Annotated in this window: 13 protein-coding genes; 9 read left to right on the top strand and 4 right to left on the bottom strand. The window is 43.3% G+C overall.

What is annotated here, in order from left to right:
• The first annotated feature begins 167 nt into the window (after positions 1 to 167).
• From HWQ39_RS28945 to HWQ39_RS28935, 3 genes are read left to right on the top strand one after another with little or no spacing between them, the layout of a single operon-like run.
• Positions 168 to 1,745 carry an MFS transporter gene (locus HWQ39_RS28945; RefSeq protein WP_292853129.1) on the top strand — a complete coding sequence of 526 codons (1,578 nt, stop codon included), beginning with the start codon at positions 168 to 170 and terminating at the stop codon, positions 1,743 to 1,745.
• Between the two features lie 8 nt (positions 1,746 to 1,753).
• A complete protein-coding gene (locus HWQ39_RS28940) occupies positions 1,754 to 1,876 on the top strand; it encodes a hypothetical protein (protein WP_292853127.1) in 123 nt (40 codons plus the stop codon).
• Positions 1,877 to 1,898: 22 nt separating this feature from the next.
• A complete protein-coding gene (locus HWQ39_RS28935) occupies positions 1,899 to 2,234 on the top strand; it encodes a hypothetical protein (protein ID WP_292853125.1) in 336 nt (111 codons plus the stop codon).
• Positions 2,235 to 2,424: 190 nt separating this feature from the next.
• Here HWQ39_RS28935 and HWQ39_RS28930 read toward each other — a convergent pair whose 3' ends face one another.
• The gene (locus tag HWQ39_RS28930) at positions 2,425 to 3,249 is read right to left on the bottom strand and encodes an IS5 family transposase (RefSeq protein WP_292853123.1); all 825 of its coding nucleotides are present in this window, start codon (positions 3,247 to 3,249) and stop codon (positions 2,425 to 2,427) included.
• A gap of 249 nt (positions 3,250 to 3,498) precedes the next feature.
• On the opposite strand from HWQ39_RS28930, the gene HWQ39_RS28925 reads away from it, so the two are divergent.
• Entirely contained in the window at positions 3,499 to 3,969 is a 471-nt protein-coding gene (locus HWQ39_RS28925) for a transposase (RefSeq protein WP_292853121.1), read from the top strand.
• A 109-nt stretch (positions 3,970 to 4,078) separates the two neighbouring features.
• Here HWQ39_RS28925 and HWQ39_RS28920 read toward each other — a convergent pair whose 3' ends face one another.
• Positions 4,079 to 5,083, bottom strand: a complete 1,005-nt coding sequence (locus HWQ39_RS28920) for an aliphatic sulfonate ABC transporter substrate-binding protein (protein ID WP_292853119.1) — start codon at positions 5,081 to 5,083, stop codon at positions 4,079 to 4,081.
• A gap of 273 nt (positions 5,084 to 5,356) precedes the next feature.
• Between HWQ39_RS28920 and HWQ39_RS28915 the strand changes: the two genes are divergently transcribed.
• Positions 5,357 to 5,746, top strand: coding sequence for a DUF120 domain-containing protein (locus HWQ39_RS28915; protein ID WP_292853117.1), 390 nt, complete (start codon positions 5,357 to 5,359; stop codon positions 5,744 to 5,746).
• Between the two features lie 142 nt (positions 5,747 to 5,888).
• Here HWQ39_RS28915 and pgeF read toward each other — a convergent pair whose 3' ends face one another.
• Positions 5,889 to 6,674: a peptidoglycan editing factor PgeF gene (gene pgeF / locus HWQ39_RS28910; protein WP_292853115.1), complete on the bottom strand. Its 786-nt coding sequence runs from the start codon at positions 6,672 to 6,674 to the stop codon at positions 5,889 to 5,891.
• A gap of 60 nt (positions 6,675 to 6,734) precedes the next feature.
• Between pgeF and HWQ39_RS28905 the strand changes: the two genes are divergently transcribed.
• A complete protein-coding gene (locus tag HWQ39_RS28905) occupies positions 6,735 to 7,553 on the top strand; it encodes a biotin--[acetyl-CoA-carboxylase] ligase (RefSeq protein WP_292853112.1) in 819 nt (272 codons plus the stop codon).
• A gap of 90 nt (positions 7,554 to 7,643) precedes the next feature.
• Entirely contained in the window at positions 7,644 to 9,203 is a 1,560-nt protein-coding gene (locus HWQ39_RS28900; RefSeq protein WP_292853109.1) for a M23 family metallopeptidase, read from the top strand.
• A gap of 108 nt (positions 9,204 to 9,311) precedes the next feature.
• Here the strand turns inward: HWQ39_RS28900 and HWQ39_RS28895 are convergent, their stop codons facing one another.
• Entirely contained in the window at positions 9,312 to 9,992 is a 681-nt protein-coding gene (locus tag HWQ39_RS28895) for a riboflavin synthase (RefSeq protein WP_292853106.1), read from the bottom strand.
• A 340-nt stretch (positions 9,993 to 10,332) separates the two neighbouring features.
• Here HWQ39_RS28895 and HWQ39_RS28890 point away from each other — a divergent pair, with 340 nt between their 5' ends.
• Together HWQ39_RS28890 and HWQ39_RS28885 are read left to right on the top strand one after the other, a co-directional pair.
• The gene (locus HWQ39_RS28890) at positions 10,333 to 10,830 is read left to right on the top strand and encodes a bifunctional nuclease family protein (RefSeq protein ID WP_012406891.1); all 498 of its coding nucleotides are present in this window, start codon (positions 10,333 to 10,335) and stop codon (positions 10,828 to 10,830) included.
• A gap of 130 nt (positions 10,831 to 10,960) precedes the next feature.
• Complete coding sequence (locus HWQ39_RS28885) at positions 10,961 to 12,091, top strand: aldo/keto reductase (protein WP_292853103.1); 1,131 nt, start codon at positions 10,961 to 10,963, stop codon at positions 12,089 to 12,091.
• Positions 12,092 to 12,102 lie beyond the last annotated feature (11 nt).

Raw genomic sequence — 12,102 nt, 5'->3', positions numbered from 1 at the left:
ATATCTTCTTTTCCTTTGCGTCCGCTGCGCGTACTACTGCAAAAAAACAAACTACGCGTAGCATGAAGACTGCATAAAAAATACTCAACTACTTCTTCTTGTAGGGTGGGTGTCTTGCCATTACCCCGTTCCTCGAATGCTGAAGTAAATATGTGCATAGCGCAGTCATGACAACCTCTGCTTGGAGTCCGCTCCGTAAATCTTTGTTTCGCGATCGCTGGATTGCCTCAATTGTCTCCAACATTGGCGGTTGGATGGAGGACACGGCGGGAGCTTGGCTAATGACTTCTCTCACCACCTCTCCCCTATTGGTGGCACTCATGCAAACAGCCGCAACTTTACCAGTGCTGCTGTTAGGACTACCAGCCGGAGCAACGGCAGATATTTTCGATCGCCGTCGGTTACTGCTGTTTTGGCAAGCCTGGATGCTGGTTGCGGCACTGATATTGAGTGGATTAATTTTTGCAGGTACGATTACGCCGTGGTCACTGTTGGCGCTGACGTTTTTGCTGAACATGGGAGCGGCAATGAATGGCCCAGCTTGGCAAGCAATTGTACCAGAATTAGTACCGCGATCGGAACTTATAGCTGCTATTGCTTTAAATAGTGCTGGGTTTAATATTGCAAGAGCAGTTGGCCCTGCGATCGCAGGTTTTATACTAGTAGCTGCAAATGCGGGAGTCGTCTTTTTAATTGATGCCCTTTCCTTTATTGGGGTGATTATTATCCTTTACCGTTGGCAGCGCAAACCGTTTTACGAAAGCGCTCTCCCCACAGAGCGAGTATTAGGTTCTATGCGGGCTGGTATTCGTTATGTCCGCTTTTCTCCCGCTTTGCAAGCCGTGTTAATTCGTGCGGCTGTTTTAACTAGTTGCACGAGTGCGTTATTAGCGTTGCTGCCTTTGGTAGCACAGCAGGATTTACGACAGGGAGCAGGTGGGTATGGTTTACTACTCGGTAGCTTTGGATTTGGGGCGATTATCGGTGCGATTTTGCTGCCACGAGTGCGGCAACATCTGACAGCCGATGGAGTTGTGATTGCAGGAACTCTGGTGTTTGCAGTTGCCACATTAATACTGGCATTCATTCACAACGTACCTTTGGTGTTGCTAGCTTTGGTGGCGGCTGGAATTGCTTGGACAAGTATGACATCCAGCTTGAATATTACAGTGCAGCTTGCGGTTCCGGCTTGGGTACAGGCGCGGGCGCTAGGAACTTATCAAATGGTATTTCAAGGAGGTTCAGCAATTGGTAGCATTGTTTGGGGTGTAGCGGCAGAACATTGGGGAATGCCGAGTGCCTTATTCGTTGCTGCCATTGGCTTAGTCGGGGGAACATTCACAGCACGGCGTTACCGCTTGCTATCAGGAAAACTTGATTTAGGCCCAGCATTACGGCGGGCGGAACCGCTAGTAGTAATTGAATTGCAACCAGAAGAAGGGCCAGTTTTAGTCACACTTGAATATTATATTGACCCAAAGCAAGCAGAGAAATTCATTACAGCAATTCATGCTCTGCGAATGGTGCGGCTACGAGATGGTGCAATTCGCTGGGGCATCTTTCATGATACATCTGTGCCGAATCGTTATTTAGAGACATTTATCGTTGAGTCTTGGGTGGATCATTTACGTCAGTATGAACGCTTTACGGTAGCAGATCGAGAGGTTCGTGAAAGAGTTTTTGCCTTTCATCAAGGCGAAGAACCGCCAGTTATTTCTCACATGATTTATGCTCACCAATCCTAAGCAGCACGATGGGTAGCAGCAAGGTTATATGTAGTTGCGATCGCGATCAAACCGCAGTGATTGCAGCAGGTATTACGGTACATGAAGCACTTAAAGCATACAGCACTTGCGTCTATTATGAGGTACACTAAATTAAAGTATAAATACCTTTAAATGAAGTCCCACTCTGTCGAGCTTCGAGAAAAAATAGTTGCGGCACATCTTCAAAAAAATATCTCAATCAGGAAAGTAGCTAACATATTTTCCGTCTCAAAGAGTTTAGTGCAAAAGCTTGTAAAGCAACAAAAACTTGAAGGAAATTTACAACCCAAGCCGCGAGGAAAACCACAATTTAGTCATTTAACAAATGCTGAAGTAGAGTTAAGGGAATTAGTTGAAGCACATCCAGATGCAACATTGATAGAGTTGTGTGAATTCTTTGCAGACAAGACTGGCAATTGGGTAGGTCAAAGTGCAATAGAACTCTTGCATAAATATTTTGTAGTATAATTAAGGGTTGTTTTATTTTTAATTTTGGGACATTAAAATAGTAAGAGGTTATCATTTTATGCTAGCAAGTATTATCTGGCGATGCCTACGGCAGGCTGCGCCTACGCTAGTTAAGAAGATGGCAGCAAACATCATTTCAGTTATTGATTAATACTGAAATTATTTGATTAATTCGATTTTTTATCTTAATTTATATGGCTAATTCGTGATTATAAATTCCCGCAATTAAATTCGCTCTTAACCCAAAACGTCGATGACGATTTCGATATCTATCAGACAAAATTTTAAATATCTTTAGACGACGATTTACGTGTTCAACAACAATTCTTAATCGATTGAGTTCCCGATTGGATTTTTTCTGTTCTTTCGTCAACTTTTTTCCTTTTGGTTTTTTAATTGGTGTTTCACTTAATTGATGAATCTTAGCAATTCCTTGATAGCCTTTATCCGCTATTACCTTAACTAATTCTCCAAATTTTATTCCACTATTTTTAAATAAGCGAAAATCATGGATTTTTCCCTTATCATGTCCCAAACAGATGATTTGGCTGCTTTTTTGGCGGATTACTACCTGTGTTTTTAAAGTATGTTCTCCTTGTTTTCCACTAAAATACCTTTTTTGGCCTTTCTGAGGCTTTTCAATTGGACTCTCTGTGACATCCATTACAACTAAATCTTCTTCAGAGGACATTTTCCATAATTGTTTCTTCCCCGGTAAACTAAACTTTCTTGACTTAATTAAAATATTTTCAATTTTAAAAACTATTCGGCAAACCGCAGATTCCGAAAGCCCAAAATCTAATCCAATATGATAATAAGTGCGGTATTCTCTCCAATATTGAATTACCATTAAAACTTGGTCTTCAATAATTAATTTAGGACGGCGGCCAGGCTTCTTCTTCTTTTGAGCATCAGTTTTAACCACATCAACCATTAATTCAAAGGTTTTACGGCTCACTCCAGTCATTCGCTTAAATTTTTTTGCAGTAAGCTGCTTGGCTTTCTCTATTTTCACTGCTCCTCAAAGTCCTAATCAAAAATTGCCAAAACCTTAATCATACCACAAAACACTTTTGCAAGAGTTCTAATGTGTCGGGCGTTACATAAATTAGGATTAAATCGTAAAAAAAAACAAAGCAGAGTACTCAAGCGGGGACAGAGAGAGTCCTAAATTTAAGATTAGATTATTGGGAGCATGTCAAACATATAGAGCCAGAAAACTTAGTATTTTTGGATGAAACTGGTGTCTTGCTTGGGTTAACTCTTGACTCATGCCCGTTCACAAATGGGAACAAGAGCTTACTCTCTTAACCCCTTCTACCGTGGATCAAAAGTTACAGTAATTGGAGCAATTAGTATTAAAAAAGTAGTTGCATTAATGACAATGAATGCTTCAATGGATGGCATTGCATTTGAATTATTTATTGAAAAGTTTTTAGTGCCAAATTTATGGTCAGGAGCAGTGGTAGTAATGGATAATTTATCCGCACATAAACTAGATTCAATTGTGCCAATGATTGAATCTAGTTTATGTGCGAAAGTTATTTGTTTATCTTCATACTCCCCCGATTTTAATCCAATTGAATTATGGTGGTCACAACTTAAATCTTTTTTACGCAGTTTTGCTCCAACTACAACAGAAATGGTTGATAAATTAATCTCAGTTGCACTCCAATTAATAAATCCTCAACATTTAAGAAACTGGTTTGCTAGTTGCTGCTACTGTACCTCATAACAGCTGTAAATGCTGTATCAGCACCTCAAAGACGAAGGGATTACGGTACGTAGCCCATTCTGACTTCTGAACTCTTCTTCAATTCTGCACGACTCGCTAACGAAGCTACTCAAGAGGCGACGGTTTTAGCGATCGCTGTATCAATTGCTTTATCCCAGTTCGGCTGTTGTTTGATCAGTCCCAGACGACCCAGTAGTTGGGATTGTGTGACAAGTTCTTGGCGGTATTCCTGATTAGGTGGCTCAAACAGTAAATTACGACGACCCAAAGTCAAAGCCGCGGCCTCTGGTGAAAGCTTATTCTCTTTAACTAGGATATCCACCGCCGCCTGACGGTTATCTTGAACCCAGGTTAGCGCTTGCTTATAGGCTTGAAGAAACCGCTGTATTGTCTCTGGGTTTTGTTCTATGTACTCTGTGCGCCCAAACAGAGCGACATAATTTAACACATAGTCGCCGCCATCTACTAATGGAACTACTTCTTTAGCAACTTCAGCACTGGCATAAAAAGGATCCCAAGTTCCCCATACATCGATCGCACCTGAAAGTAATGCGGCTCTACCTGCATCGTTTTCTATCTGAACCCATTGCACATCAGTGTCTTTTAGTCCAGCCCGTTCTAGTACTTGTACTGCAAAAAAGTAGCTTTTTCCCGATGGGTTGCCGATTTTCTTACCCTTTAAATCAGTTACCTTCTTGATGGGTGAGTTAGGTAAAACTAGCAATCCGTGGGTCTTTGGGCTACGTTCAACTAAGGCGATGACACGGATGGGCTGACCTGCGGCGATCGCAGCTACAGGTGTACCCCCTAAACCTAAATCTAAAGCTCCAGCAGATAATGCTTCGGTAACTGGCTTGAGCGAGAGTAGGCGACGGAACTCAAAACTGGTTGATTGTCCTGCAAATGCCTTCTCTAAGAATTTTTGTTGCCGCAGCGCAAACACTGCAACATAGGGTGGCTGAAAGCCTAGACGTAGCTTGCTTGCACTCTTACTTGTCGCCGCCACAGGAGCGACACTAGGCGTTGTTGATGGGGCATTGGCAATCTTTCCACAGGCTGCCACGGCTGCTGTTGATATGCCCATTCCTAGTAAGTGACGGCGTTTAATGCTCATATAAATTGCATTATAATCTACGGCAAGTCGATTGACTTACAGATGTTAGCAACTAATATTGACATAGCTACTAGCAAAAAGCAAGACACTAGTACCACAAGGCAGAATTAAAAATTAATACTTAGACTTTTAAAACAATCTCTAAGGAAATTACAAATAAAAAATATCCAATTAACTCTTGTGGGGTGGGCGACACGAGAGCCCAGTCCATAGGGCAGGCGAGATACCCATCTCACAATATAAATACCAGCATATTTACAAAAATCAGGATATATGAAAATTTTAAAAGGGAAGGTTGTCAGTGGTTTAGGAAACTTTTCTTACTGGATTGAGAAACTCCAGGAATATTACTTGAGAAAAACGGGAATGAAATTCTTTCCTGGAACTTTAAATATTCATTTAGATCAACCTTACTATCTGCCAACGAATGTGATTCGTCTGGAAAAGGAAGAATATGGAGGGACTGTTTCTGTGAGCATTGTTCTCTGTAAAATATTTGGCAGAGATGCTTTTATCTTAAGAACAGATAAAAATAATACCGAAAATGGAGATCATCCGAGAACAATTATTGAGATAGCTTGCGATGTGAAACTTCGAGAGCTATATAACCTTAAAGATAACGATTTGATTGAAGTTGAGATTCACGATGTCAGATTTATCTGAATTAAAAATCTGCTTGGAGATGAAGCGTTAATCCATTACGTGGTCGTATTTTTGATCCACAACATGGCAAATTTATATGTTGAATCATATTGAATCCAAGCTGATAAAGCGATCGCTCTATCAGCCAAAACACATTTGAATGCTACTGACTTGTTTTGCCACTAACAATCCCTGACCACTGAACTTTTTTCTCTTTCTCCCGGCGGTAAGAAAAGAAATGCTCTGGTGTTTGGAAAGTACAATAAGGTGCGATCGCAATTTGTTCTGCACTAATTCCCAAATTTTCCAGTTGTAAGGTATTCACTCGCCGCACATCCAGCCGTACTTTTCCGGGATCGGGGTCTTCTAGTAAAGGTGAATTTGGTAGCTCATATAATGCAGTGAGAATTTTTTCTTGGCTATTATGTGATATAATGCTGGCCCCAATTTCGGCAGCCACTTCAATCGAAACTTGGTAGACCTCACCAGCGATCGCAGGGCCCATCGCAATGCGTAAATCATCGAGTTTACTACCTTGAGATTGTAATCGAGCGATCGCTTGGGGCACAATCTTCTTCGCAGTTCCCCGCCAACCCGCGTGTAATGCTGCCACCCGTCCAGATTGCACATCCCCAATCAATACGGGTGTACAATCTGCGCTAGCGACCCAAACAGCTTGTAGAGGCTGCTCGCTCATTAAACCATCTGCCGATGCTAAATCTTCCTCAGCAGAGCTTAAAAAGCTTTCAACCTCTTGAGGGGTGAGAACAGTATTGCCATGAACCTGCTTTAAGCGATAGACTGATGCCTCTGGTTGCAATACTTCTGTGATAACTTGTGGCGATCGCGGCCAGAACTGCTGGGTAAAAAAGCCGTGATGCCAACGTTCCAAAAGACTACAAGTTAGATAGGGCAGTCCTTCCCAATTGTGCCAGTGCCAAGTGTGCATCTTGAACCAAACCTAAACAAATCAATGCTAACTTGAACAACGGAATTTGGGTTAACTGCTGTGGGATTTAATCTGCAAAACTTGGAAGCAGCCTTGCAAGTAGGGCGTAAGCATACATATTTACCATTTTCTCTTCACTTTTTTGAAAGCGTCTCCTCAACCAATCAAACCCTCTGGGACTTACTCAACCAAGGGGCTATTTCAGGAACAGCAGTAATCGCAACCGAGCAATCTGCTGGGCGCGGACAATGGGGCCGTCAGTGGATTTCTCCAGTTGGCGGATTATATGTTTCCGTGGCGATTTCTTTCGACCACAAAATAGAAGCTACTAACAGCTATCAGTTAACTTTCGCTACTGGTTGGGGAATTGCGTCTCAATTGCGCCAACTCGGCATAGATGTTGGGATAAAATGGCCCAACGATTTAGTTCTAAATGGTCGCAAACTCGGCGGCATTTTGACAGAAACCAAAGTAAACAAAGGACAAATCACCCAAGCAGTAATTGGTGTTGGTATTAACTGGACAAACCCAGTACCCGAAACTGGAATCAATCTGGAATCGTGGCAAGCATCCCAAAATTTTAGACCAATCTCTTGTCTGGAAATATTAACCTCTAAAGTCTTGCTGGGAATAGAATCCGGTATGGAGTGCCTGGAACAAGAAGGAGTAAAGGTACTCTTGTCTCGCTATCTAGATTTGCTTACAAACATGGGCGATCGCGTCTCCGTCAATAATCTTTCAGGTACAGTAGTTGGAGTGACATCTCAAGGAAATTTACGAGTTGATTTAGAAACACATGATACAAAGGAACTAATTACACCGGAAATTTATATTGAACCCGGTACAATCAGTTTGGGGTACCATAAATCTTCCGTTTAAATTTGAGGTTTGTTCAAAATTTCGCTCTTTGGGCAAGACAAACCACTAGCATCATCTCTTTAGGCTAATTACACACAACTGAGAGAACAAATGACGCAGCGCAAAAATTCTGCCCCTGATAGTTTGCATTATTTATGGCAGCAAGGTCTGACAAAAAAACGTTTTGCCTCAACACTACCAGCCCAGAGCCTCTGTTGGCTGAGTAGCCTCAGCCTCCTCAGCGGCGGCTTCGTGTTTGCCCAAACGGAAACACAAATAGACAATATCGTTCCCACTGTTGAAAGTTCTCAACCAACAGCAGTTATAAATCCAGTAAAAAAACAGGCTGTTGTACCGGAAGCCACTCAAGGGCAACCAGAATTTTCTCAACGGCGAGCCAGACTCAGACAGAGACTAAACAAACCAGAGGTTGCTCAATCAAAAGAGCCAGTTAGGCAGTCTACACCCAAAATCGAAGCTGCTGAACCTGTTCCTGTTGTCATTACCAGACAGTCAAAGCCCAAAGTAGAAGCCTCCCAGGTGACTCCTGCAAGGGTAAGGCAAGAAAAACCCAATACCCCCGCCCGCTCTTTACCTGAAAAACTTCCAGAAGTTGCTCAACCAAATAACTCAAACAGCCCTGTCAGTGCAACTGCGGGGAAAACCAAGGATTATAATAACGCCTATATCGATCCTAATAGTTATGACAGTGGTGCTACAGGTACTTATCAGGCACCAAACTCCGTAATTCTCACAGAACGCTCTAGTGGCTGCCGAGCCATTTTGCCTTCAGGGCAAAGCGTATTAGGCGGCGTTTGCGCCAAAGTACCCGAAAGGAGTGTAGCTGATTCTAATGGTAAAGCAGCACCTACTTGGCTCAGAAGAAGTGAAAACGCCCAATTACCAGTAGTTTCACCCGTGCGGCAGGTTGCAAGTACTGGCAACACCAGCAGATGGCGTGCTGCTCAAAGTGGTTCTACTGGTGACAGCAAGAGTGCATTTCGCCCGAATCGGTTTATCCCGAGTCCTGGTGAGTTCAGCCCCACAACAGTTAGTGCAACTCCCATTGCGCCGAGTGGTGGTACTTTACCTGCACCAATGGCAGATGGTAATATTGCACCCCGCCCCAGCAACGTAGCTTACGACTTCTCACTGGCATCAGTGTTGCCACAAATCCCTTCTATGGGACGAGTCGCCTATAGTGGTACGGGAATGATGTATCCCTTGTCTATTCCCGCTCCCATTACTTCTTTGTTTGGTTGGCGAGTTCATCCAATTACAGGAAACCAACGCTTCCACGCTGGTACAGACTTGGGTGCGCCCACAGGAACACCAGTTTTGGCGGCGGCGGCTGGTCAAGTAGAAACTGCTAATTGGATGGGCGGTTATGGTTTAACTGTTATCCTAAATCACAAATCTGCTGAACAAACTCTCTACGGCCACATGTCAGAAATCCTTGTGAAACCTGGTCAATGGGTACAGCCTGGAACTGTCATCGGGCTAGTTGGCAGCACCGGAGCTTCCACAGGGCCTCACTTGCACTTTGAAGTCCGTCACCTAACACAAGATGGGTGGGTTGCTACTGACCCAGGCGTGGAATTACAAAGCGCTCTCAGCCAGTTAGTGCGAGGCTTACAGACTGCCCAGGTTAGTCAGCAACCAGGTAGTTGAGACTGGGGACTGGGGAAGAAGCAAGGGAGCAGGGAGCAAGGGAGAAAAGTTTTCACCTCTGCCCCCTGCACCCTTCCTCTCTGCCTCTTTTCAATGCCCAATACCCAATTACAAATATCCGTGTTCTGCTAAGAATGCGGGTGTAATGCCATCCATACTATTTTCATCATGGGCAGTGGTGTTTGGGTTGCCAGAATAAAGGAATTTTTCGACGTATTTGCCAAGAATATCTCCTTCTAGATTCACCAAACTCTCAGGAAGCAAATAGCGGAGATTTGTCTCGCTATATGTGAGGGGAATTACCGCCACTTTGAATTGAGAGAGTTCTGGCTCATAAGCGGCAACTGTGAGGCTGATGCCATTGACGGCGATGCTACCTTTAGGGACAATGTACCGTGCGATCGCCTCGGATGCAATAAAGGTCATTTCCCAAGAACTAGCCGTTTGCTCTGCCACTAGCAATCGACCGATGCCGTCTACATGACCCATCACGAAATGACCGCCAACTTTGCTGCCTACCCTTAGCGATGCTTCTAAGTTGACATATCTCTGTTGCGTTTGCTCTCCTCCCAACGTCGTGCGGCGTAACGTTTCCGGTGAAGCCGTGGCGATAAACCCGTTCTTTAAAACTTTTTCTACTGTCAAGCAAACACCATCGACAGCAACACTGTCACCATAAGCCAAATCTTGCATAATTACTTCACCCGACTGGCTCACACAAGTAATTTGCCAAGAATCGCCCCCTAAGGGTTCCATCGTTCCTAATGCCTGGATTAATCCTGTAAACACGGCTTTTTTGTCAAACTAACTCTATTTATTGCCTAATTTTGGCTGAAGTCAATTGGTAATTGTCACAGAAATCTCAAACATCCAAGTATATTTTCTGACTTTTTTTCGTATAGGGATATTAACACATTAGCATCCTTCACGAGGCATACTTGGGTAAGAAGGTTATTGTCTAAGAAGACCAGTTGGACTTACTCTGGTTTTCACCCCAAGTTCGGAGTTTAATAGAAGCAATTATAGAGAACGAATGCTTATGTTTATTACTGTCGCCAAACCGCCGAAAAAGGGGTACTATTTGTTACACAGCATCCAAGGCTCTCAAAGAATTGTAGAGGCCTAGCCAATGATTGAAATGAAAGTTGCTGGCATAGCATTAGATGCCATAACCCGCAGCCCGATCGTACTTTTGAAAGATTCTTCAGATCGGCGGGCTTTGCCAATTTACATCGGTCAGGAACAGGCTAGGGCCATTATGGGCGCGTTGGAGAATCAGAAGCCTCCCAGACCCTTAACCCACGACCTGATTGTGAATCTTCTAGAGACTTGGAACATGACTCTAGAAAAGGTAATTATTCATTCCCTGCAAAAGGATACATTTTATGCAGCTTTAATTGTCCAGCAAGGTGAAGTTAAAAAAGAAATTGACGCGCGTCCTAGCGATGCGATCGCTATTGCCCTCCGTACAAATACCCCCATTTGGGTAATGGAAGAAGTAATTGCCGATGCTTCTATCCCTGTTGATCGTGATGCAGATGAAGCTGAACAGCAAGCCTTCCGTGAATTTATTTCCAATCTCCGTCCTGAAGATTTGATCAAGCGCTTTGGTAATGGCGACAGCTAGGAGAGTTAGGAGTTATGAGTGATTTTGCTTAAACTCCTAACTTGTAAGCAAAAAAAGTTAGGAGTTAAGAGTCAGGAATTACTTGCTTCAACTCATAACTCCTAACTGTTCACTCCTAACTTTGTTAAAAATGCAATACCGACGCTTTGGGAAAACGGATCTGCGCCTCTCGGTTTTTTCTCTGGGAACAATGCGTTACCTGGCTTCTTTTGAAAATGCTCACCAAACCATCGAAAAAGCCTTAGCATTAGGAATTAATCATCTAGAAACCGCCAGAGGTTACGGCAAAAGCGAGGAGTATCTTGGTAGGGCGCTAAAAGCTGGGTTATCAGTACCCCGAACGAGGCTTTACATCACTACCAAAATCTCAGCTACAGCAGATGGTGACTCCATGCGTCGGTGCATCGACGAATCTCTAGAACGATTACAGTTAGATTATGTAGATTGCTTAAGCATTCATGGTTTAAACACTTGGCAACATTTGGAGTGGGTGCAAGCTAAAAATGGCTGTATGCAGGCCGTTGAGGAAGCTATTGCCGATGGACGAGTGCGACACGCCGGTTTTTCTACCCACGGGCCATTAGAGGTAATTCAGGCTGCAATCGATACAGATTTATTTGAATTTGTCAATCTGCATTATTACTATTTTTTTCAACGGCACGCACCAGCGATTCAACTAGCTGCCGAGAAAGATATGGGTATTTTCATTATTTCCCCTGCTGATAAGGGAGGACGCCTCTACACGCCACCTCAGACCTTAAAAGACCTGTGTTATCCGTATTCACCCTTAGAACTAAATTATCGATTTTTACTTTCTAATCAGCGTATTACTACTTTGAGTATAGGGCCAGCCAACCCAGAAGAATTAATAGAACCTTTGCAAGTTGCTGATCGTGATGGAGAGTTAACATCAGCAGAAATTTCTACTTTTTTGCGTTTAGAAAATCATCAAAAAGTTGCTTTGGAAACTGACAATTGTAGCCAGTGTTATGCTTGTTTGCCCTGTCCAGAAAACATCAATATTCCAGAGGTATTACGGTTACGTAATCTTGCAGTGGCATACGACATGAAAGACTATGGCCAATATCGTTACGGAATGTTTGAAAATGCCGGTCATTGGTTTCCTGGAATGAAAGGCAATCGCTGTACAGAATGCGGTGATTGTTTACCTCGGTGTCCAGAAAAGTTAGATATTCCAGCTTTGTTGTCAGATACTCACCAAAAATTAAGTGGGAAGGCAGGTAGGAGATTGTGGGGATAAAAATGTAAACA

The organism is Nostoc sp. NMS8, assembly GCF_017115045.1.
GTDB lineage: Bacteria > Cyanobacteriota > Cyanobacteriia > Cyanobacteriales > Nostocaceae > Nostoc.
Note: the sequence above shows the minus strand (reverse complement) of the source record. Positions and strands in the feature narration are given on the sequence as shown.